Source organism: Marinomonas dokdonensis (genome assembly GCF_052747885.1).
The window spans coordinates 46,583-70,068 of record NZ_JBRAND010000008.1 but is presented as its reverse complement, the minus strand read 5'-3'; the positions used below and the strand labels follow the sequence as shown (position 1 = coordinate 70,068).

Genomic DNA, 23,486 nt, shown 5'->3' with positions numbered 1-23,486 from the left:
ATCTGATTATCTATTTTAAAGAGCGTTGCCGTACCACTTAAGCTGCTTCGTTTCTCTTAAAGAGTGAAGCCCTGTCCGTGTCAGCGAGGGCGTATATTAAGGATCTACAGATTTAGTGCAAGTGTTTTCTGCAATTAATTTCTTTTATTTTTCAGTCGTCTAATAAACCGGCGCAAACACAGGAATACTATGGCTCACTGCCATGGATTCAGGGCTGATATCCACCTTATAAGCAATGACTTCAACACCACTGGCCAACACCTCGGTAAAGGCCTGGGCATACTTAGGGTCGATATAGCCTGCTGGGGCAACACCGTCTATACCAGTGTGACTCACGCAAAACAACATCACCGCCCTATGGCCTTGCTTGACCATCTCTGCCATTTCATACAAATGCTTTTTGCCCCGCTCCGTTACCGCATCCGGAAAGTAGCCTTTACCATCCTCTTCTAATAGGGTGACATTCTTCACTTCTACGTAACACAGCTCTCCTGTGCCTTTACTTAACAACCAATCGATACGGCTTTTTTCACCGTACTTCACCTCAGCCTTCTGTTGGTCATAACCAGCAAGCTCGCTGACTACACCATTCGCAATGGCCTCACCAACCAACTTATTAGGGTAGCCTGTATTAATGCAGGCAAGGTGTTGCTCATCGACCTCGACTATTTCCCAGGTGTAGGCCAACTTACGCTTTGGGTTATCACTTTTAGACACCCATACTCGGGCATTGTCTTGCTGGCAACGTTTCATCGACCCAGTATTAGGGCAGTGGGCGGTAATCAGCTCACCACTATCCAGTTCGATATCCGCTAAAAAGCGTTTGTAGCGTTTGATCAAGCGCCCTTGTAATAACTCTTTTGGAAACTCCAACACACCCACCTTTTCTTTACACACTTAACAACAAACATTATCGATTTTTGCCAAACCCATCGACTCTCAAGCTTTCATATTAAACCATTCATAGACACTACTTCTAACCGTGCCCCCCACTTCAACATAAGCCCTATTTCTCAACAACAAAAAGCCCGCTAAAGTAGCGGGCTTTAATGTGCTTTTACGATTCAGTTAAGCTGTTCGCTTGTTCTGAATTATTCCCACTCTATGGTAGCCGGTGGCTTAGAAGACACATCGTAGGTAACACGAGAAATGTGTTCGATCTCATTGATAATGCGACCAGACACGGTTTCTAGTAGTTCATAAGGTAGGTGCGCCCAACGAGCTGTCATGAAGTCGATGGTTTCTACTGCACGCAGTGCGACTACGTATTCGTAACGGCGGCCATCACCAACCACACCAACAGATTTCACCGGCAAGAATACCGCGAAGGCTTGGCTAGTTTTTTCGTACCAGCCAGAGCGACGCAGTTCTTCAATGAAGATAGCATCGGCACGGCGTAGGATGTCGGCGTAGTCTTTTTTCACTTCACCCAAGATACGCACACCTAGACCCGGTCCTGGGAAAGGATGGCGGTAAACCATGTCGTGTGGCAAACCAAGTGCTACACCCAACTTACGCACTTCGTCTTTAAACAGTTCGCGAAGCGGTTCAACCAATTCCATTTTCATGTCTTCAGGCAAGCCACCCACGTTGTGGTGAGACTTGATTACATGAGCTTTACCAGTTTTAGACGCCGCAGACTCGATAACATCTGGGTAGATAGTACCCTGTGCCAAGAAGTCAATGCCGTCTAGCTTAGAAGACTCTTCGTCGAAGATTTCAATGAAGGTGTTACCAATGATCTTACGCTTCTTCTCTGGGTCAGCTTCACCTGCCAACTTACCAAGGAATAGATCTTCAGCATCAACACGGATCACTTTCACACCCATGTTATCAGCGAACATCTTCATTACTTGGTCGCCTTCGTTAAGACGCAACAAGCCGTTATCAACAAACACACAGGTCAGTTGGTCGCCGATCGCTTTATGCAACAAAGCCGCTACAACAGAAGAGTCCACACCGCCAGACAAGGCCAATAGCACTTGTTTGTCGCCCACTTGCTCACGCATACGCTCAATCGCATCGGTCGCAATGTTAGCAGGTGTCCACAAGGTGTCACATTCACAGATATCAACAACAAAGCGAGAAAGGATCTTACCGCCTTGTAGGGTGTGAGTAACTTCTGGGTGGAACTGCACACCGTAGAAGCGCTTCGCCTCGTTCGCCATCGCAGCAATCGGGCAGCTGTCTGTAGAAGCCATAAGAGCGAAGTCAGCTGGCATTTCAACTACCTTGTCACCGTGGCTCATCCACACATCTAGAGTTGAAACACCGTTGTTAGCAACATGGTCTTGAATATCAGCGAACAAGCTTGGACCGTCGTGCTTGCGGATCTGTGCGTAACCGAACTCTCGCAATTCAGAACCCTGCACTTTACCACCAAGCTGCTCCGCCATGGTTTGCATGCCGTAACAGATACCAAATACTGGCACACCCAAAGTGAACACGGCTTCTGGCGCACGCGGAGAACCCGGCTCAGGCACAGACTCAGGACCACCCGCTAAGATGATGCCTTTAGGGTTAAAATCGATAACCTCTTGATCTTCCATGTCAAAAGCACGTACTTCACAGTAAACGCCAATTTCGCGCACTCGGCGTGCGATCAGTTGCGTGTACTGAGAACCGAAATCAAGAATAAGAATTTTATGAGCGTGGATATCTTGCGACATTGTTAGCCAGTCCTTTCACTCTTAATCACTAAGAGCGTATCTTTGTATTAAACATTAAGAACAACAAATAAAGATGGGGCGATAACATCGCCCCATCTAAGTGATCAATTATCAGCCATTAACCCGCATGATAATTAGGTGCTTCTTTGGTGATGGTCACGTCATGGACATGACTTTCACGCATACCGGCACCGGTAATTTTCGAGAATTGTGTTTTGGTACGCATCGTCTCGATATCAGCAGAGCCTGTGTAACCCATAGAAGAGCGTACACCACCCATTAACTGGTGAATAACCGATACCATAGGTCCTTTAGAAGGTACGCGACCTTCGATACCTTCCGGTACCAATTTCTCTACACTGCTAGAGTCTTGGAAGTAACGGTCACTTGAACCTTGCGCCTGAGACATAGCTCCTAATGAACCCATGCCACGGTAAGACTTGAATGAACGGCCTTGGAAAAGTACCACTTCGCCCGGTGCTTCATCAGTACCAGCCAATAGACCACCGACCATGATAACACTTGCGCCAGCCGCAATCGCTTTACTGATATCACCAGAAAAACGTACACCACCGTCAGCAATAACAGGTACGCCTCGAGGGTTCATGGCTTCAGCCACGTTTGCTACAGCACTGATTTGAGGAACACCTACACCAGCAACGATACGAGTAGTACAGATAGAACCTGGACCAATACCAACTTTCACGCCATCTGCACCAGCATCCGCTAGGGCAATCGCCGCTTCTGCTGTGGCAATGTTGCCACCGATCACTTGAATGTGAGGGAAGTTTTCTTTCACCCAACGTACGCGATCGATAACACCTTTAGAATGACCGTGGGCAGTATCTACCACGATAACGTCAACACCGGCATCAGACAAAGCTTTAACACGTTCGCCAGTATCAGCGCCCGTACCTACCGCAGCACCAACACGCAAACGGCCTTCTTCATCTTTACAAGCATTTGGGTAAGTCGTGGCTTTATTAAAGTCTGTTACTGTCACCATGCCACGCAATTCAAACTGATCATTAACGATCAGTACTTTTTCAATGCGGTTTTCATGCAATAGTTTACGGATAGAGCCTGAAGAAGCGCCTTCAAGAGCTGTTACCAAACGCTCTTTTGGCGTCATGATATCCGCAACTTTTTTATCGAAATCTTTTACGAAACGCACATCACGGCTGGTTACGATACCAACCAAGTCTGTACCTTCAACAACAGGTACACTTGAAATGCTGTTTTCAGCTGTTAGTGCCATAAGGTCATGAACACTAGCCTCTGGACCAATCGTCACAAGATCACGCACAATACCACTTTCGTATTTTTTAACACGACGCACTTCGGCGGCTTGTTCTTCAACAGTCAGGTTTTTGTGAATGATGCCCATGCCGCCTTCTTGCGCCAAGGCAATTGCCATGCGGTGTTCGGTAACGGTATCCATCGCAGAAGAAATAAGTGGAATATTCAGCTCGATGTCTTTAGTGATTTTAGTTTTGAGGCTAACATCCTTAGGTAAAACTTCGGAATAGCCGGGGATAAGCAATACGTCATCAAACGTTAAAGCTTCTTGCACGATTCGTAACATAATGGGGAGTTTCCAATGCCAACAAGGGTGTTAAGATGGCAAGTAATTCTACTCCAATAGATGCATTCGGTAAATCAAAACCATGAGAGATTGATGAAAAATTTTACAACTTTTACACCACAAGAAACCGCTTTTACCGTTTCTCAGCTCAATCGACAAATTCAACAGCTATTAGAAGCCAGTTTACCGTGGATTTTAGTAGAAGGAGAAATCTCCAATCTGGCCAAACCCGCTTCAGGTCACTGGTACTTTTCTCTCAAAGATGACAAAGCGCAAATCCGTTGCACCATGTTCAAAAACCGTAACATGGCCGTGCGTTTTCAGCCTAAAAATGGCGATCAGGTACGCTTGCGAGCTCGTGTCACCTTTTATGGCCCCCGTGGTGATTGTCAGCTTGGGGTCGAAAGCATGGAGTCCGCTGGTGAAGGCGCCCTGCAACAAGCCTTCGAACGACTCAAAGCCAACCTACAGTTAGAAGGGCTCTTTGATGAGACCCATAAAAAGCCCCTGCCCAGCAAACCAGAACGCGTGGCGATTATTACCTCGCCGGTTGGGGCGGCAATCCGCGATATGGTCATCGCTTTTCGACGACGCTTCCCATTAACAGAACTTACCATTCTGCCCTCTTTGGTACAGGGGCAAGACGCCGCCAAAAATCTGCTTAAGCAACTACAAAGAGCCGATCACAGTGGTCATTTTGACGCGATTATTCTCGGTCGTGGTGGTGGTTCCCTAGAAGATCTGTGGAGTTTTAACGACGAAGCCCTCGCCCGTGCTGTGTTCCACGCTCGTACACCTATTGTGTCGGCTGTTGGTCATGAAACCGACTTCACCATTACCGACTTTGTCGCCGATGTGCGTGCCGCCACCCCGACGGCCGCCGCCGAACTTCTTAGCCCAGATGGCAACCAGCTCAAGCAGCAGATAGATCAGCAAAGTCGACAGCTACTGCTAAAAATGCAGCGCCAGTTAGAACAGCATCAGCAAAGATTAGACTTTTTAAGTAAGCGTATTCGTCACCCGAAAGAGCGCATTGATCTACAACAAAATCAGCTTAATCAACTGAACCGTCGTTTGCATAGCAGCCTCAGTCAGCGACTGGAAAATCAGCACACCCGCTTGACCCACCTCCACCAGCGTTTGTTACAAAGCACGCCAGAAGAAAGCATTAAGCTGCAGCGCAAACAGCTAGAAGATATCGACAAGCGCCTGACCCTAGCTCTCAGTCATAATCTCAAAAGCAAGCAAAATCAGTTTGCCGGTTTGGTAGAGAAGCTCAATCTGGTCAGCCCGTTGAATATTCTATCAAGAGGTTACGCCATCACCAGCAAAGATGGGCAAGTGGTCAACTCCACCAGCTCAGTGCGCAAAGGCGATAAGCTCAGAACCCGACTGGTTGATGGGGAAATAGACTGCATTGTTGAAGAGGTCATGCCCCATAGCTAATGCTTGGGGCCCAGAAACTCAAACTAAACAATGCGTGACGATAGTTGGCGTGCCGCCTGCACCAGATTCTTAGAATACTGACGGGCCTCGCCACTATCAAAGTGGGCACTTTTTATTGCTATGCCAACACTGGCAACCGGCTCATTGTTCAGGTTCATTACCGGTGCCGCCATGGTACTGACACCGCCCTCAAAATCCCCATGACTGACCGCATAACCAAGCCGAGCAGAACGCTGCAAATCAGCAAACACCTCTTCCCGCGCGGCAGTGTTTAACTGCTCGGCCACCGCCTCTAGGGCAAAGTAGTTCGCTTGGAAGTCTTCGGTATGCATCGCCAGCAACACCTTACCCGCCGCTGAAAGGTGCATATTCACCGTCTGGCCGGTATAGATTTCATAAGTGTTACTCACAGCAGGTTCCACTTTAGAAATAACCACCATTTGCTTGCCTATGGGCACACTTAAGAAAATGGTTTGGTGCACCTCATTCTTTAAAATCTCAGCAAGGGGATAAAAGAAAGGAATAAGACTCTGCTTACTCAACACAGTGGACGCCACTTCAAATACCCGAGACCCAACACTGTAGGAGCGTTTTTTTCGCGGATCGGTTGAGAGCATTTCATGGTGCAGCAGCGAATTAATCACCCGATGAGCTGTAGAAGGTGAAATGCCTGTTTGCTGACAAATATCGGTTAGTGTCAGTGGCAAAGGCGACATGGCCACCAGCTCAACAATGGCCACGGCATTGTCTATGGCAGGTGCCGAGGTTTTATGATTTTCACGCATTTCGCTAACCAGCCTTTCTTATCTATGACTTGGATATTAGATTCCAAAAAGCCAAAGATAAATTTTCTATATATGGAAAAATAACCATTATAGAATACTTCTCACTATATTTTCGCGTGTTCGATAAAAATCCTTCCATTAGTTTTGTAAAGATAAATCCTAAGCCGCTGGTCACGAGGCTGAAAATAACCTTTCTACTAATTACGCCTCATAACAAAAGCCAAACGTGAAATTAAAACCATTACAAATCATACACTTAATAATTTTTTCTATATGTGGAAAATATTACCAAACTCCCAGAGTGACATTTGACACACAAGGCTCTAGCTTCATACCATCTGGACAAATTGATGGGAGAGCACCATGCGACAGGACACAAACTTTATTAATAATGCCTTTAAACACTCTGACACAGCAGAAACCATTGCGGTTTTTAACCCTGCCAACGAAGAGCAAATTGCCACGGTACAAGCCGTCACCGACGCCGATGCGATGGAGGCGATCAGCGTCGCCACAGCGGCACAAAAAGCTTGGCGTCAGCTTACCAGCACCGATCGCGCGCAATACCTGCACCGTTTAGCAGACGCTTTGGTTGAGCTAAGCCCAGAGATCGGCGCAACTCTAGCATTGGAATCTGGCAAGAGCCTTAGTGATGCCACTAATGAAGCCATCTATGCGGCAGACATCACCCGCTACCATGCTGAATGGGCACGCCGTATTGAAGGGGAAATCATTCCCAGCGATAGCCCAAGCGAAAATCTACTACTACAAAGAGAGCCGATTGGCGTTGTCGCTTGTCTGATTCCTTTCAATTACCCTGTTTATACCTTACTGCGTAAAATCGCACCGGCTCTGATTACCGGTAACAGTGTCATTGTGCGCCCGAGCAACAACACGCCATGTTCCGCCTTTGAAATTGCCAAAGCGATTCAAAAAGCGGGCTTCCCAGATGGCGTGATCAACATCATGACCATGTCTCATGCGACCGCTGAAATGATCTGTACCCACCCTAATGTAGGTATGATCACGTTGACGGGTAGCGTTGGCGCGGGCCGCAAAGTCTTAGAATACTCACAAGTTAATATCGCTAAGTCTTCACTAGAACTTGGCGGCAAAAGCCCAGCGATTGTTGAAGCTGATGCTGACTTGAAAAAAGCCGCCCGTGAAATCGTAGGTTCCAAAACCACCAACTGTGGTCAGCTTTGTACCGCGATCGAACGAGTCTATGTGCAAGAGTCTGTCTATGAAGAGTTCATTGAGCTGCTTAAAGCCGAATTCGCAGCCAGACAATTTGGTGACCGAGCTGTTCAGCCAGATGATATGGGGCCGCTTATTAATGAAAGCGCTCGTATCAATATCCACCAAATGGTGGCACGGGCCATAGACGATGGCGCTAAGCTAGAAATTGGCGGCTACATTCCAGAAGGCAAAGGGCATTTTTACCCTCCAACCCTACTGACCAACTGCCGCCAAGATATGGAAATCGTCCAAGAAGAGATTTTTGGCCCTGTACTACCAGTGTTAACTTACCAAACCAGTGACGAAGCACTGGCCCTTGCCAATGACCACCAGTTTGGTTTGGCATCGGTGATTTACACTGAGAATTACCGTACCGCCATGAAGGTTGCCAACAACATTGAAGCCGGTGAAGTCTACATTAACCGCACCCCAGCGGACCCTTATCAAGGCTACCACGCTGGTTGGAAACGCTCCGGTCTAGGGGGTGATGACGGCAAGCACGGCATGTTGGAATTCACACAAACACGTTTAGTGGTACTTAACTACTAGCTTTCATATCAGACGCCCACGGGCTATTCACAATAGTCCGTGGGCAAGTCACACATTTATTCAAATTAAAGAGCACTTTTGTTATGAAACTCGTATCTTATGATGCCCATGTTGTTGCTACCCCTCCTCCTCATGTGGGAGGAATGTATTGGATCTTTGTTCAACTGCGCACCGAATGCGGCATTGAAGGGGTTGGCGAAGTTTACGCGGCCACCTTCCACCCAAATGTCATGCTGTCCGCCATTGAGGATGTGTTCTCACGCTTCTTGCAAGGCCAAGACCCGCACCATATTGAGCGTTTTTATCGCCAAGCCTTTTCCAGTGGTTTTACCCAGCGCCCAGACCTCACCATGATGGGCATTATCAGTGGCTTTGAAATGGCCTGTTGGGACATTATCGGTAAAGCCGCCGGCAAACCTGTTTATGAACTGATCGGTGGCAAGGTTAACGACAAGCTACGTACCTACACCTATCTGTACCCAGAAGACGAGAATGGTAACTACGATTATGACAATCTAGACCTTGCCGTAGAGTGCGCGATTAAAAACATGGAAATGGGCTTTACTGCGCTGAAATTTGACCCTGCAGGTCCGTATACAGCTTATTCTGGTCACCAACTGGCCTTGGCCGACATTGAAAAAAGCGTGTCCTTTTGCCGGGAAATCCGCAACGCCGTGGGCACAAAATGTGACCTACTGTTCGGCACCCATGGTCAAATGACGCCAGCTGGGGCGATTCGTCTAGCCAAACAACTAGAACCCTTCGACCCACTTTGGTTTGAAGAGCCGATTCCACCGGGCAACAGCTATGCAATGAGCAAGGTTGCTCGCCAAACCAGTATTCCCGTGGCCACAGGTGAACGTTTAACCAGTAAATACGAATTCCACGATCTACTGATGAACGATGGTGCTTCCATTGTTCAAATGAACCTAGGTCGCGTGGGCGGCATTCTGGAAGCCAAAAAGATAGCCGGTATGGCAGAAGCCCATCACGTGCAAATCGCTCCTCACCTTTACAACGGCCCAGTGGGTGCGGCGGCCAGTATTCAGCTTGCTACAGCAACCCCTAACTTCCTGATCCAAGAAAGTATTGGCACTTGGGATGGTTTCCACGCAGAAGTGCTACAAGAAAAGATCGAATGGCAAGATGGACATATCATTCCATCAACTAAGCCTGGTCTTGGGGTGGAACTCAATATGGAGGTGGTGAAAGCCAACTCACCTTATAAAGGTAAGCGCTTACATCTACAGATGGACCCAGCGCCATATGATGTAAAAACCCAAACCTCGGCTGCTCGTAAGGGCAGTGCGTAAACTAAGTAATGGCGCGCCCATTGACTACATGAGTGGTCAATGAGGCGCTCACGACTCTTACCCGCAACATCGCCACTGAGTATTGGATGGTCATGACAAATTACGATTTTATTATTGTTGGGGCAGGCTCCGCCGGTTGTATTCTCGCCAACCGACTCAGTGCCTCTGGTGAGTTTTCCGTACTCTTGCTCGAAGCTGGGCCAGAAGACAAATCTCCTTGGTTTAAGGTGCCGGTGGGCTTTGCCAAAACCTATTACCACCCTACTTACAATTATATGTATTACACCCAGCCCCAATCGGAAATGGCTGGGCGCTGTTTGTATACCCCCAGAGGCAAGGTGCTGGGCGGCTCAGGCTCCATTAATGCAATGATTTATGTACGGGGTAATCGCCAAGATTTTGACGACTGGCAAGCCCAAGGTAACCCGGGGTGGGGCTATAAAGACGTTTTGCCCTACTTTAAAAAACTAGAAAGCCACCCTTTTGGTGATGACGACTACCATGCCAGTCAGGGTTTAATCGGCATCACCCGTATGCAGGACAAAGCCCACCCTATCTGTCAGGACTTTTTAGCGGCAGCTAAAGAGTTATCTCTTGGGGTGAACAATGATTTCAATGGCGAGAGCATTGCAGGCGCTGGTATCTATGATGTGAATATCCGCAAAGGCATACGTGACTCCAGTAATCAGGCCTATTTAAAACCCGCCAAAAAGCGCCCTAACCTAACCATTAAAACCATTGCTCAAGTCAGCAAGGTACATCTGGATGATGAACTGCGCGCCACTTCGGTGGAAGTGAGCATGGATGAGCAAACCCTTACCTACTCGGCGAGTAAAGAAATCATTCTTGCAGGCGGCGCGATTGGCACCCCGAAGATTTTACAGTTGTCTGGTATCGGTGAGCCTAAATTGCTTGCACAACATGGTATTCCTCTACGCCATGAATTGCCCAGTGTCGGTGAGAATCTGCAAGACCACCACTGTGTGAGTTACTTTTACAAAGCCAAGGTAAAAACCCTTAATGATGAGTTCCGTTCCATCCTAGGACAAATCAAAGCAGGCATTCAATACGCTTTGACCCGAAGTGGCCCCCTGTCATTAAGTGTCAATCAAGCGGGGGGGTTCTTTAAGGGCGATGACAATAGCCTAGAGCCAAATATACAGCTGTACTTTAACCCCATGTCTTATCAGATTCCGAAAGACCCGAACGCCAAAATGCAACCAGAGCCCTACTCTGGCTTTTTGGTGGCCTTTAATGCCTGTCGCCCTACCAGTAAGGGTTCGATACGAATTTCCTCCGCCAATCCTAATGTGGCGCCAGTTATTCAGCCTAACTATTTGTCTACGGAACAAGACAAGCAAGAGGCGATTCAAGGCAGCCGGCTGATCCGCAAGTTTATGGACAGCACTGCTTTACAGGCCATTACTGAAGCTGAAGTCATGCCGGGGGACGAGGTTCAAAATGAAGAAGAGATGCTGCAATTCTACCGTGAGAATGCCGGGTCTATTTACCACCTGTGTGGCACCTGTGCCATGGGCCCAGACCCACAACAGCACGTGGTGAATCATCAGTTAAAAGTTCACGGTATTCAGGCATTACGAGTAGTAGACGCCTCCATATTCCCCAACATCACCTCGGGCAATATAAACGCCCCTGTGATGATGGTGGCAGAAAAAGGCGCAGATCTAATACTGGCCGACCACCAAACGAGTTAAGCCAAATTTACAGTTTAGAAAGCAACAAGGCGGCCTAGTTTGTGACTAGACCGCCTTTTTTAAATGCTCAATAAAAGCCACCACATGCGCAGGCAACACCCGGCCTTTCATTGTCACCATATCGATACCAGCAGAAATGGACTTAGCCGCGGGTAATATTTCAACCACATCACCACAGGCTAGCTCTTTTTCAACCAACACCCGTGGCAAGTTAGCAATACCAAGGTCGGCCAATAGTAAATCTTTGATAAGTCGGTCATCGTTTGCTGCAATAGACGCGCTTTTTACCTCCAATCGCTTACGCAACTTTGCATTATTCTTACCGAGCCAAGTTTTCATGGAAGGACAATCCATTTGATAATCTATGATGTCTAACTCAAGAAGCTGACTAAAGTCTGTAATCTCACCATGGGTGGCAATAAAGGCTCGACTGGCCACAGTAACGAAAGCCTCGCTGCGTAACGCAGACACTTCCAGTAAACGGCTCTCAGAAGAAAACACCACAATACCGATATCTATCTTTCCGCCGACCACATGATCAACACTGGCCCCATCATCTTGCAGCACTATCTCTATGCTGACTTGTGGATGCTGCTTTTTAAAGCTCTCGACAACAGGCACCAGCAGTAAGGTCGCCAACTCCATGGTGCAAGAAAGGGATATATGGCCAAATAAACTCCCCGTATCCCGCTTGACCTTGTTCATTTCAGCGTCCAGTGCAGCCAAGTGTTTTTCGGCTGTGAGTAATAGCTCTCGACCTTCTGGGGTTAAGTAGATTTTACGATTCGCCCTTGTAAACAAGACTATACCAAGCTCTTCTTCCAGCTTTTTGATTTGGTGAGAAACCGCTTGCTGGGTGAGATAGAGACGGTTAGCCGCCTTGGTGACACTCTCGTATTTTGCCACCTGAACAAAGGTAGCGAGATTATTTAAATGACGCATTAGGGCCCCCAATAGACGATAAGCTCAGACATAAGCATCACGTTATCACAAATAAAATTTAATTTTATTTAAATAATGACTGTTTTTTATTTGTTAATAATTACCTCACACTCTTTATCGAAATCTGCTATTCCCCCTCAAGTAATATGGAGAAAACCATGATAATAAAGCCCACTACAATGACGGCAATTGGCTTAATTAGTTGCGTAATCGCCAACAAAGCGTCGGCATTTGATATTGAGATAGACCCAAGTGCCTATTTGTTAGGAGGGCATTCGGTACACTTAGGCTTTGGAAATGATCATTACCGTATAGACATCGGCACCTTTGGCTTAAAAGTCCCTCAAGCTTTGCACGGTGATGACAACTACGATGTAGAGTTTTCTGGGCTGGGGGTAAAACTGGATTATTTGTTTGGTCATTACGCAGGCTGGTTTGTAGGGCTCGAAGCGGCCTCTTCCGATATGACCTACACACGCATCACTAGCAATGAAACCACTTTTCGCAGACAGACCTCCCTCGGGCCGAGATTCGGTTATCGCATTATGTACAGCAGAAATATCACTATAACCCCTTGGTTGGGAGTAGCTTTCAACCTTGAACATAAGGATGTAATTCTTGATGGGGAACGCTTTGAAAGTGAAGCGGTAAGCTTTTTTCCCGCTGTTCACCTTGGCTGGAGGTTTTGAATGATCACCCTAGGCCGAAATATCAAATGGCTACTGCAACTTGAAGGCGCTGCGGTATTAGTTCTTGCCAGCATAACTTACTTTAATTATCACGTGGGTTGGCAGATGTTCGCCTTGTTATTTTTGCTCCCTGACCTAGCGCTTTTAGGTTATTTAGTCAGCAATAGAACTGGCGCAATCTTATATAACCTGACTCATTCTTACCTTGGCCCAGCCGTATGCCTTGGCTTAAGCTGGGCTATCTTCAACAGCCAGAACGGCATGGCCATAGGACTCATATGGGCCGCCCACGTAGGCTTTGACCGCGCCCTAGGCTACGGACTTAAATACGCTTCTGGCTTTAAAGACACACACTTGGGGAAAGTTGGCAAATAGCTTTTGTGTTGGATCGAAAGCAACCAAAACACGTTCGCTCCACGCGCCAGCGCGAAAAGTCGCTGAACGTTGTTATGTTGCTTTCTTCTTATCCTTACCTAAGAGCGTTACTTCCCTTTTTCATGATCGTGCTCTTTTAATGTCGGATGTTTCTTTTTATTTTCAGGTGTCACTCTGCGTCGTTTGTCTGTCTTCCCTGTAGAATCAGCTTTTGGCTTTGGTCCAGGTTTAATGCTCATACTTTTCCCCTTACCTTTATGAAATAATGCAAAGTAAGTATATAAGAACAATTTAAGTCATTATGCTAAAAAGGACTTTGAGAAATGGATAAATCAGTGAAGTTAAATCTTTTAGAAAACAGCCACTCTTTTTTAGTAGAAGCTGTGGATAAAGCAATTGGGGCTGAAAATAATGTAAAGCATTGGCAATTCGCCATCTTGAATTTAGTTCAATCTTTAGAGTTAAGCTTAAAACTAGCGCTTAAAAATATTCATCCCCTCTTCATTTTTGAAAACATCGACAAACCAGCACATACCATAAGCATAACTACTGCGATTAAACGGATTTCTAACCCTGAAATAGGGAATGTGGTTTTCACAAAAAATGAGCGAGAGGGAATGGAATCTGCAATTAAATTAAGGAACAAAATAACTCATTCTGAATTCGAACTTTCAGTTGACTATGCACAAGCCCATTTCTTTAGAGTATTCTCCCTACTTGCAACAATTCAGCGTAGACAGTTTGGACACCAAATAGAAGACTTTCTTTCTGAAGAAGCCATTGGAAGCCTTATAATAATAGAAAAAAGTAGAAAAGTACTGACAGAAAACGCTATACAAAGAATTAAAGATGAAGAGATAAAAAGCTCTTATATTTTAGAATGCCCGAACTGCTTATCAGATACCTTTGTCATCCATGACTCGATTGACACTTGTTATTCATGCTCTTACAAAGAAGAGTTTAGAGACTGCCCTCATTGTGAGAACTTATTTTTCAGCTCCGAGCTTGAGTCGATCCATAATCATTTTGATATTGACTATTGTGAAGGCCTAGCAACTATTCATAATTCATATGGTTATGATGATATTGACGTTTGCTCAGATTGCGCGCAAAAAATAGCTCAAGATATCGAAGAAAAAAGATTACAAGAATTTCATAACGATGCCGAATACCACTACTGGATGGAGAATAATTAACTCCTTCTCACAAAATATCACAATCTATACCGCTCTATTTTCTTGATCAGCCCTTGTCGTGAAATACCAAGTTGTTTGGCGGGTTGAGAAGTTGTGAAACTACCGTAACCCGTTGGCTAGACAGGAACATGGCACAGTTCAGCGACTTTTCGCGCTTGCGCGTGGAGCGAACGTGCTATGTTACTGTCAAGCCTCCCAAATCAGACGTTTCTAACTAACAACCCAAATCAAAAGCTTCTGTCTAGCTCCCCGAATCAGTAGTAATCACAGCCCATACCGCTCTATTTTCTTGATCAGCCCTTGCCGTGAAATGCCGAGTTGTTTGGCAGCTTGGGTGCGGTTGCCTTGGTGGTGTGTGAGGGCTTGATGGATCAGGCGTATTTCCAGCTCTCGTACTTGCTCATCCAAGGTGCCATCACTGTTTGTTGCGTATTCACTAGGGTGAGATTGAGGCAATTGCACTACTCGGTTTGGGTAAAGCAGCTGAATGTCTTCCATGGTGATGCGCCCCGTAGGGGAAATGGAAGCGACGCTTTCTAAGGCATTTCTGAGTTCTCGTACATTGCCTTGCCAAGTTTGGTCGCGAAACCATTGCATGGCCTCTGGTATAAGCTGTAGGCTTCGCGATTGTTGGTTTTCTAAGTGTTTTAAAAACGCCTGTAGCAATACTGGTACATCTTCCAAACGCTCGGTTAACGCTTGGGTTTCAATGTTCACGCCTTTAATTCGATAATATAAATCTTCCCGAAAGCTGCCCGCTTGCACCTTGGCAAACAGGTCGGCGTTGGTTGCGGATACGACACGAATGTCGATGTGCTTTTGCTCTCGCCCGCCCACAGGAAAGAAGGTGCCTTCTTGTAGCACTCGCAGTAATTTTACCTGCATGGCCAAGGGCATTTCGCCAATTTCATCGAGAAATAAAGTACCACCATCAGCCAAGCTTAATAGACCAACCTTGTCTTTTTCCGCACCGGTAAACGCGCCTTTCACATAGCCAAACAACTCACTTTCCAACAGTTCAGCGGGTATAGCACCACAATGAACCGACACAAATGCCTTGCTCGACCTGTGGCTCATGTCATGCAAGGCCCGTGAAATCACCTCTTTGCCCGTGCCCGACGGCCCAGTGACCAATACACGCACATCGGTGGGGGCAATGCGCTCAATCAGGCCACGGATCATTTGTGCATTCTGGGAATGACCAATATAGGTTTCTGCCCCTTGCACCTTGGCGGTGACCTGTTTTAGCTGGTTGAGCTCTTTTTCTAGGGTATGTTTGGTAATCGCCCGGCGTACCACCACGGCCAATAATTCTGGGTCTATCGGTTTGGCGATAAAATCCCAAGCCCCAAGCTCTACGGCTTTAAGTGCTAACTCACGATCCGCATGGCCTGTAATGATGATCACTGGACGGCCAGCAAACAACCCCATGGCCTGTAATGTCTCTTGTGGGTCAAAGCTTGGCGGCATAGATAAATCGAGCAATACCAGATCCGCATCAAACTCTGCAATGGCCTGCTCGGCTTGCGCTAAGCTGCCAGCACTGCGCACATGGTAATCGTGTTTGGCCAACCAACGACCAGCCAACTCACGAAAAGCCGGCTCATCATCCACTAATAAAATACGTTGCTGGCGGTGGGAATTTTCCGTCATGTTATTGCCTTATTAATCCGCTGAATGGGTTGGTTGAGGAAAGCTCAGTTCAAAGGTGACTGGCCAATGGCAGTCACTACGGTGGCGAATACGCCCGCCGTGGGCTTCTAGAATACGACGCACAATGGCTAAACCTAAACCACTGCCGCCACTGCGTTTGGTGACAAAAGGCTGAAACATTGCCTCCCCTTGCATACTCGGCTCAATTACAGGGCCATTGTTATGCAGCTGAATCACCACCTGCTGAGCTTGTTGTTCGGCGCTGATTAGCAACTTGCCATCGGGCATATCCCTCACATACGCGAGGGCGTTATCGATAAGATTAATGAACACCTGCTGCAAGCGCTGGAAGTCTCCTGCTAGGTGTAGGTCATCTGCAATACGAACCTGACAATCCACCTGCTGGGTTTCACTTTGTGACAGCAGATTGTTAACTAGTGCAGCAAGGGGCACAGAAGAGATTTGCAAGTGCAAGCCGCCAGAATACACCAACATATCACTCACCAGACGATCGGCTCTTTGCAGCTGAGTTTGAATATGCTGACGTGTGTCTGCTGGGCTGTCGTAGGCCGCCATGGCAATAATGTTTAACGGGTTTCTCAACTCATGGGCCATGGCCGCAGACAGGCGACCGAGTTCTACTAGGTGTTGTTCATCTAGGCGTTTGCGCTCTGCGGCGGCAAGGGCTAGGGAACGCTCTAGCAAGCTACAGCTGGTGGAAAATAACGAGCCGAATACCTCCGCGGTTAGGCGCATACCCGGGCTGGCATCTTCCCAACCATGTAAGCTGAATTGCCAGCCTTGTTCGGTTACTGACACTTCCAGAGTTAAGGGGCTAGAAACTGTCGTGTCAGTCGTTTCGGCAGGTGGTGACCAAGGTGTTTGCGCTAACGCCTCTGCCGCTTCCGTACCATGAATCTGAATGGTCACTTTGCGCAACACTTGTTCTGATAGTAAGCGCTCACCTATTTGATTAAGGCTCGGCCAGTCATGGGCGGCTTTTAGTTGGCTCGACCAAGCTTCTAGAAGCTCTTCACTTAGCGTTGCGCCGGGGTAAATTACACGAGAGATAATTCGAGTTAGTGGCCGATGGATCAAGGAGGCCACCACCAGCATGAGCAGAGAATAAAACCAGAGCTGCCAGCTAGGTACATTGGCCAAGGCTTGCAAGCCTAAGCGGGCAGACACCACACTGATCACAGCAATCAGACACAGCATGACCAACATCATTGCCAGCCAGAGCAAGGCGCGATTAGCAAAGGCGTTTACAGACAAAATTTGATAGCGCACCACGCCGTATACCAACAGCAACAAGTAACTGGGCAGCAATAGCATGGGGTAAGGAAACCAGCTTATTCCAAAGGATGGAAACACAAAGCTGGTGGCCAGTAATAGCCCCCAAGCCCCCACCCCAAACATGGCAAGAATGGAGCGTTTTTTGTTGCCTTGGTGGCGCAACCAGCCATACAACAGCACCCCATGGGCGAGCACACCCACCAGCACTGTGTAGGCTAAATTAAAGATACCAGCATCGGTAAAAACAAAAAATGCCCGAGTGTCGTGGGTGTTTACCGTGCTGCCCCCTTGCACCCACCAGCTGTGCAGCACCACCAAGATGCTGGTCAGATAAACCAGCCACAGATACTGCCCCAAACCTTTTAACCATGGGCTTTTCACCTGTCCCGCGTAGACAAAACGAATGGCAAAATGCAGGAAAAATGTCGGCATTAATGGGTTCGCCAAGACGATGAAGATCCCTAATGTTTCCATGCCTTGATAAAGGGCCACGTGGCCAAAACACCAGATCGCCATCATGATGGCGAAGCCCGCCAGAGCTTGTAAATCCGCTTGTTTTCGTGCTCTCCACAAGAGCCAAACAGCTACAAGAAAGCCGCAGATACTAGAGATCAGCATGGACACTTCAAAGATTAAGGGAATCGCCATGGGTGTAAACCTTGTTTACATGATAAAAACAAAAATCGTAAACCCATTTTACACAGCAAACAAGCAAAAATAAAAATATCAAATAATTTCAACAACTTAAAAAAATATAAAACTTGGCTTAGCGTTTGCTCTTACCTATTTATATTTTTTGATCTATCTCAAGCTTTATCGAATTAATAGGAGCTACCCCATGAATATCCCTTTTCTTATGACAGAGATCATCGCGCTTTTTAGCATTATCAGCTTGGCATTATTGCCCCTAATATGGCGTCAAGCCTACTTAAGAACACGCACTAAGCGCTCCTAAAACAATGCTTTTATACACACTATTTTTTAGCACGATCACTTTATTAACAGGTTTATCTCATGGATCTTGATGTTGCTCTTTTGTCGCGATTGCAATTCGCTTTTACGGTGAGCTTCCATATTATTTTTCCTAGCATCACCATTGGCCTTGCCACACTGATCGCTATTTGGGAGGGCATGTGGCTGAAAACTCACAACCCCTATTATTTACAGCTGGCGAAATTCTGGATTAAGCCCTTCGCGATCACTTTTGGTATGGGAGTGGTGTCTGGCATTGTGCTGTCTTATGAGTTTGGTACCAACTTCTCAAAATTCTCCGAAATGACCGGTGCTGTGCTAGGCCCGCTAATGGCCTATGAAGTACTCACGGCTTTCTTTATGGAAGCGGGTTTCTTAGGTGTAATGTTATTCGGCTGGCAAAGGGTCGGCCGTAAGCTGCACTTCTTCTCAACCCTAGTGGTGATGACGGGCACATGGTTTTCGGCGTTTTGGATCATAGTTGCTAACTCTTGGATGCAAACCCCTACTGGCTATGAAATCGTCAATGGGCGCTTTGAGGTGACCAGTTGGTTTAAAGTGATATTTAACCCTTCTATGCCCTATCGTTTAACCCATATGGTGATAGCATCACTGATCACCGCAACCTTTGTGGTTGCCGGAATCAGTGCTTACTACTTGTTGAAAAAACAACACACCACATTCGCCAAGAAAGGCCTATCCATGTGTATGTGGTTTGCCTTAGTGCTCACGCCACTACAGGCTTGGGTGGGGGACATGCACGGTCTTAATGTGCGTGAACACCAGCCGGTAAAACTCGCCGCTATGGAGGGCATCTGGCCTGCCGTAGAAGAGAATGTACCTCTGCTGTTATTTGCTATGCCGAATATGGCAACAGAAACGAATGACTTAGAAGTCGGCATACCTAATTTAGGTAGCATGATACTCACTCACACTTGGGATGGCGCCGTACAAGGCCTGAAATCTGTCCCTGCCGAAGACAGACCCAATGTACCACTGGTGTTTTGGTCATTCCGCGTCATGGTGGGCATAGGGTTCGGCATGTTAGGCATCGCCGTCTTGGCGCTGATATTACGCCGTAAAGATCGACTCTTTAAAAACAAAGCCTTTCTTGGCCTAGTGACTCTGTTTACCCCCATGGGTGTGATTGCCGTGCTGGCGGGTTGGTACGTGGTGGAAGTGGGACGCCAGCCGTGGATTGTTTATAACCTAGTGCGTACCGCCGATATAGTATCGCCTCTGCCAGCGGAACGTGTTCTCTTCACCTTGGTGATGTTTGTCATTATTTACACCTTACTACTCGGGGTTTATCTGTACTTTATGCGCAAACTTATTAAAAAAGGACCGCCGAGTATGGCCACATTGGAGCAGCAGTTAATCGGTATGAAAGCACCCGGTTATGCCTTGGCTTGGGTTAAGAATCTGAATCATAAAGATCAAGGAGCAAACTAATGGATTTGCCACTGTTTTATTTTCTCGTGCTTGGCTTCGCCATTTTTATGTATGTCTTGCTCGATGGCTTTGATCTGGGTATCGGCATTCTCTACCCTTGGTTTCATCAAGCAGGCGAGCGAGACCATCTAATGCGTTCTATTTCACACGTGTGGGATGGTAACGAGACTTGGTTGGTGTTCGGCGGGGTGATCCTATTCGCTGCCTTTCCAGCGGCTTATGGAGACATAACGTCTATTTTCTATTTGCCGATTATGCTGATGTTGTTTGCGCTGATTTTTCGCGGCGTGGCCTTTGAATATCGCTTTAAGTCAGATACTTCGCGCCCCTATTGGGATCTGGCCTTTAGTGCTGGCTCAGCCATTGCCGCGTTTTGCCAAGGTCTACTGCTTGGTGCCATAGTGCAAGGCATACCCGCCACGGGCGGCGAGTTTAATCACTTATCAAGTTTGCATTGGCTCACCCCCTTCTCTATTTTGACAGGCTTTTCAGTGATGGCCGGTTATGCTCTATTGGCGGCTTGTTATTTGGTAATGAAAAGCCGTGGCCGAATTCAACGTCACGCGGCCAAATTAGGGATTAACTTATTGATGTTGTTGCTGTTGGCCATGTTAGCGGTGAGTTTGTCGACCCTTACCAACCAGCCAGAAATTCGGGAACGTTGGTTTAGCGGCATGAACTTCTTTGTCCTTGCGCCTTTACCGCTGCTGAGCTTATGGGCTGGCTACACCACCTTCAAAGACCTAGGAACCTTTAGTGACACGACAGCACAAGTCAGGACAAGTCGTCATGAAAAGCGCCCTTTTTGGTGTGCTAGTCTGTTGTTTCTAACCGGCTTCGCAGGCCTAGTAGTGGGGCTATTTCCCTACTTAGTGCCTCGTCAACTTACCTTTTGGCAAGCCGCTTCCCCAGACTCTAGCCTGTTATTTTTACTGCCCGGCATTTGTATTTTTGTGCCGCTGATCTGCGCTTATACCCTATGGGGCTATCGTGTGTTCGCAGGTAAGGTCGAAGATTATCAAGAGGGGTATTAGCATGTTGTCGATCTTTCGTCGCCAAACCTGGCGGGTTAAATGCCAGTCACTAAAGTCATGGCAATGGTTTGTGCTCTTGTATCTGCTTGGTTTTGTCAGTTTAGTGGGCATGTCCTATCTGCTTAAACTGGGTTTCAAGGTGTTACCTTAAGGCCCAAAAAAAGGGGACGTAGTATCCACTTCGCCCCCTTTTGTTTTCATGGCGCTTTCTCTAGCAGCAGTAGCTTTATTAGAAGCAGCCTATGCTAAAGATAACGCCACCATTTCTTCTGCCACCAACTCCGTCACATCCATCAATTGCTTATGGGTTTGTATTGGAATGAGTGGTAATTCCGTACACGCCAACAGCACCACGTCGGCTTCAAGTTCATCCACCAGCTTGGTAAAACGTGCCACTATGTCGGTTTTTGCACCGCCATAGGTTTTCACATCATATATAAGCTGATGTAAGCCGCTGTCAGCCTTAGGCACTTCTACCTGCACCACATCTTTAAGCTGACGATAGGGTGACCAAGTGCCAAGATTAGTCACCGAGTCGGAACCTAATAAAGCGACTTTAGTGAGACCTTCCGTCAGTATCTTGTGCTTCAGAACATCACCAAAGGATACGAGTTTGGCACTCAATCCCAAGGCTTCAAGTTGTGGCTGATAGTAATTAAGGGTATTACAGGCAATGGCGTAGTAATCTACTTGTGTCGCCAGTTGTTGTGCCACCCTTGCTAGATTTTGCCAAACTATGGCATCGTTTTTTTCTAACTCCATGGAAAGGCCAAGCTGAGGTTCAGAGATAATACTCACATTAGGTGCGTCTAAGTCTCCCTGAAAGCCCTCTTGCATCATGTGTTTATTCGCGGCAAGAATCTTTTGCCACATATCCACACCCGCTTCAGGGCCAGAGCCTGTGATAATGCCTAGTTTTGCTCGATTTACTTGCTTCATCACTGACTACTACTTCCCTGCCGCAGGCTGATCATCCACAAAGCTACGGCCCCACCCCGTAAGAATGGAAACACTCATCACCACCAACAATACCCAGGTATATAAAATCCAAGGAGTCATTTCTATTGGGCTTAATGCTGGTACACCCGCGAAAGATTCCGCTGCTTTTGACGACAAACCTGACGCAAACAGCAAGGCTGCAGACCAAGGTAGTGAGTACACAAGAGTACAAGCCATACTGTCGATAATATTAGCTCGACGATAAGGGTGCAGCTTAAAGCGTTCGCCCACAGGTTTGGCATAGGACAAACCGACCGCAAGGATTGCTGGAGCGTTAATACTCATCACCGCCGATAGGAATAGGGATAAACCCGCTGAGGAAGCTTCGGCACCACGTGGGGTGTTGACATAGCTTTTCAAGCCTTCGATAAGCTTGTCGCTACCACCGCCGTCCAGCATGATTCGGATGCCGCCCGCTAGCAGTAATACCAGAATAGACAAGTCCGACATCCAACCTGCCACACCGTTAATCAAGGCGCCATTTTCGACCGATAAAAAGCCATCAATTGTATTTAAACCTGTCACCACGGCCACCAGCATGCCTAATAATATGCCCACTGTCGTAGCAAAAATCACATCGCCCTTTTTCATAGCGACATAAATAGCTGCAAAGGCAGGAATCAGCATAAATAAGCCTTTCGGGTCCATATGCTCGGCCAGCACTTCATAAGGTACTTTCGCTGAAACACCAGAATTAGCAAGACTAAAAACCACCAGCAGTACCAGAGTGATCACGCCCGCTGTGGCTGAGTATTTCAAGCGAGAACGCACCACACCACCAATATCCGTGCCTTGGCTGGCCGCCGATGAAATAGTGGTATCTGAAATAGGTGCTAAGTTATCACCAAATGCACCACCTCCAACAATCGCTCCCGCCATCAGCAAAGGGTCTGCGCCGAGTAATACCCCTGCTGGGTAAAGCACGCCCATGCCTGCGGCTATGGTGCCAAAACCTGTACCCGCCGCGGTGGCAAATAACGCACTGGCGATAAAACTCACGACAACAAATGCTGTGCCTGTCGCTCCAGTGTGGTACGCCGCCCACAACACGCCATCGACCAAGCCTGAAGAACGCAAAACGGTGGCAAAAATTCCTGCGAAAATCCACGCTGCCACAGGCGCAATGGCTACTTTACTGGCCATGCCCTTCATGATGGTTTCGGCATATAAGGACTTATCTTTGGCGAATAAGAAGGTCACTAGCAAACCCGCAAGTATACCTACCCACATGCCTTGTATCGTGGCCTCTTCAAGAGCTGTGGCCACATAAATCGCCACACTAACAAAACTAATAATGGGTAAAAATGACAGCCATGGGCCACCGTAAAACGACAAACTCGATTTTTCCGTCATAAAAATTCCTCAAGATTTTTCTCATACTTACATCGCCCTGACAGTGAAATGACTCACTGGACGACATGGAGTTTTTAAGTAGAGCAAATGAAGACTTTTTAAGACATTTGACACTCTGTACTAGGTTGGCGTACTTTGACGCGCTTTGTGCATCAAAATGCGTCTTTCATGAAGCGTAAACTACTTGATATGCTTATAAATCCTCTCTCTTCTCTAGGCTCAAA

The 23,486-nt window shown here is 47.2% G+C and carries 19 protein-coding genes and 1 pseudogene; 9 read left to right on the top strand and 11 right to left on the bottom strand.

Annotated features, from left to right (window positions below):
• Nucleotides 1-159: 159 nt before the first annotated feature.
• From sfsA to guaB, 3 genes are all read right to left on the bottom strand, one after another.
• Nucleotides 160-873 (bottom strand): DNA/RNA nuclease SfsA, encoded by a 714-nt coding sequence (gene sfsA / locus ACUM5Y_RS15350; protein WP_445977755.1) that lies wholly within the window; start codon nt 871-873, stop codon nt 160-162.
• A 218-nt stretch (nt 874-1,091) separates the two neighbouring features.
• Complete coding sequence (gene guaA / locus ACUM5Y_RS15345) at nt 1,092-2,669, bottom strand: glutamine-hydrolyzing GMP synthase (protein WP_445977753.1); 1,578 nt, start codon at nt 2,667-2,669, stop codon at nt 1,092-1,094.
• Between the two features lie 118 nt (nt 2,670-2,787).
• On the bottom strand, nt 2,788-4,254 hold the full coding sequence (guaB, locus tag ACUM5Y_RS15340) for an IMP dehydrogenase (protein ID WP_445977752.1): 1,467 nt from the start codon (nt 4,252-4,254) through the stop codon (nt 2,788-2,790).
• Nucleotides 4,255-4,347: 93 nt separating this feature from the next.
• On the opposite strand from guaB, the gene xseA reads away from it, so the two are divergent.
• Entirely contained in the window at nt 4,348-5,700 is a 1,353-nt protein-coding gene (xseA, locus tag ACUM5Y_RS15335) for an exodeoxyribonuclease VII large subunit (RefSeq protein WP_445977751.1), read from the top strand.
• A gap of 23 nt (nt 5,701-5,723) precedes the next feature.
• Here xseA and ACUM5Y_RS15330 read toward each other — a convergent pair whose 3' ends face one another.
• Complete coding sequence (locus ACUM5Y_RS15330; protein ID WP_445977750.1) at nt 5,724-6,485, bottom strand: IclR family transcriptional regulator; 762 nt, start codon at nt 6,483-6,485, stop codon at nt 5,724-5,726.
• Nucleotides 6,486-6,848: 363 nt separating this feature from the next.
• Between ACUM5Y_RS15330 and aldA the strand changes: the two genes are divergently transcribed.
• The 3 genes from aldA (at nt 6,849) to ACUM5Y_RS15315 (ending at nt 11,301) form a co-directional block, all read left to right on the top strand.
• Nucleotides 6,849-8,273, top strand: a complete 1,425-nt coding sequence (gene aldA, locus ACUM5Y_RS15325) for an aldehyde dehydrogenase (protein WP_445977749.1) — start codon at nt 6,849-6,851, stop codon at nt 8,271-8,273.
• Between the two features lie 83 nt (nt 8,274-8,356).
• A complete protein-coding gene (locus tag ACUM5Y_RS15320) occupies nt 8,357-9,586 on the top strand; it encodes a mandelate racemase/muconate lactonizing enzyme family protein (protein WP_445977748.1) in 1,230 nt (409 codons plus the stop codon).
• A gap of 92 nt (nt 9,587-9,678) precedes the next feature.
• The gene (locus ACUM5Y_RS15315) at nt 9,679-11,301 is read left to right on the top strand and encodes a GMC family oxidoreductase (protein ID WP_445977747.1); all 1,623 of its coding nucleotides are present in this window, start codon (nt 9,679-9,681) and stop codon (nt 11,299-11,301) included.
• Nucleotides 11,302-11,346: 45 nt separating this feature from the next.
• On the opposite strand, the gene ACUM5Y_RS15310 is transcribed toward ACUM5Y_RS15315, so the two are convergent.
• Nucleotides 11,347-12,243: a LysR family transcriptional regulator gene (locus ACUM5Y_RS15310; protein ID WP_445977746.1), complete on the bottom strand. Its 897-nt coding sequence runs from the start codon at nt 12,241-12,243 to the stop codon at nt 11,347-11,349.
• A 158-nt stretch (nt 12,244-12,401) separates the two neighbouring features.
• Here ACUM5Y_RS15310 and ACUM5Y_RS15305 point away from each other — a divergent pair, with 158 nt between their 5' ends.
• Both ACUM5Y_RS15305 and ACUM5Y_RS15300 read left to right on the top strand, forming a co-directional pair.
• The gene (locus ACUM5Y_RS15305; RefSeq protein WP_445977745.1) at nt 12,402-12,932 is read left to right on the top strand and encodes a hypothetical protein; all 531 of its coding nucleotides are present in this window, start codon (nt 12,402-12,404) and stop codon (nt 12,930-12,932) included.
• Nucleotides 12,933-13,307 carry a DUF4260 family protein gene (locus ACUM5Y_RS15300; protein WP_445977744.1) on the top strand — a complete coding sequence of 125 codons (375 nt, stop codon included), beginning with the start codon at nt 12,933-12,935 and terminating at the stop codon, nt 13,305-13,307.
• 107 nt (nt 13,308-13,414) lie between these two features.
• Here the strand turns inward: ACUM5Y_RS15300 and ACUM5Y_RS15295 are convergent, their stop codons facing one another.
• Nucleotides 13,415-13,546, bottom strand: a complete 132-nt coding sequence (locus ACUM5Y_RS15295; protein WP_394183753.1) for a hypothetical protein — start codon at nt 13,544-13,546, stop codon at nt 13,415-13,417.
• Between the two features lie 84 nt (nt 13,547-13,630).
• Between ACUM5Y_RS15295 and ACUM5Y_RS15290 the strand changes: the two genes are divergently transcribed.
• The gene (locus ACUM5Y_RS15290; RefSeq protein ID WP_445977743.1) at nt 13,631-14,503 is read left to right on the top strand and encodes a hypothetical protein; all 873 of its coding nucleotides are present in this window, start codon (nt 13,631-13,633) and stop codon (nt 14,501-14,503) included.
• 17 nt (nt 14,504-14,520) lie between these two features.
• On the opposite strand, the pseudogene ACUM5Y_RS15285 reads toward ACUM5Y_RS15290, so the two are convergent.
• The 3 genes and pseudogenes from ACUM5Y_RS15285 to ACUM5Y_RS15275 form a co-directional block, all read right to left on the bottom strand.
• Nucleotides 14,521-14,589 (bottom strand): annotated as a pseudogene (locus ACUM5Y_RS15285) (helix-turn-helix domain-containing protein); the annotation flags it as partial.
• Nucleotides 14,590-14,767: 178 nt separating this feature from the next.
• A complete protein-coding gene (locus ACUM5Y_RS15280; RefSeq protein WP_445977742.1) occupies nt 14,768-16,156 on the bottom strand; it encodes a sigma-54-dependent transcriptional regulator in 1,389 nt (462 codons plus the stop codon).
• Nucleotides 16,157-16,168: 12 nt separating this feature from the next.
• Entirely contained in the window at nt 16,169-18,100 is a 1,932-nt protein-coding gene (locus ACUM5Y_RS15275; RefSeq protein ID WP_445977741.1) for an ATP-binding protein, read from the bottom strand.
• 366 nt (nt 18,101-18,466) lie between these two features.
• On the opposite strand from ACUM5Y_RS15275, the gene ACUM5Y_RS15270 reads away from it, so the two are divergent.
• Nucleotides 18,467-19,876, top strand: coding sequence for a cytochrome ubiquinol oxidase subunit I (locus ACUM5Y_RS15270; RefSeq protein ID WP_445977740.1), 1,410 nt, complete (start codon nt 18,467-18,469; stop codon nt 19,874-19,876).
• Nucleotides 19,876-20,910, top strand: coding sequence for a cytochrome d ubiquinol oxidase subunit II (gene cydB, locus ACUM5Y_RS15265; protein ID WP_445977739.1), 1,035 nt, complete (start codon nt 19,876-19,878; stop codon nt 20,908-20,910). The genes ACUM5Y_RS15270 and cydB overlap by 1 nt, the downstream gene beginning before the upstream one ends.
• A gap of 240 nt (nt 20,911-21,150) precedes the next feature.
• Here cydB and ACUM5Y_RS15260 read toward each other — a convergent pair whose 3' ends face one another.
• Both ACUM5Y_RS15260 and ACUM5Y_RS15255 read right to left on the bottom strand, forming a co-directional pair.
• A complete protein-coding gene (locus ACUM5Y_RS15260; RefSeq protein ID WP_445977754.1) occupies nt 21,151-21,849 on the bottom strand; it encodes an aspartate/glutamate racemase family protein in 699 nt (232 codons plus the stop codon).
• A gap of 9 nt (nt 21,850-21,858) precedes the next feature.
• Nucleotides 21,859-23,262, bottom strand: a complete 1,404-nt coding sequence (locus ACUM5Y_RS15255) for a Na+/H+ antiporter NhaC family protein (RefSeq protein ID WP_445977738.1) — start codon at nt 23,260-23,262, stop codon at nt 21,859-21,861.
• Nucleotides 23,263-23,486: the final 224 nt, after the last annotated feature.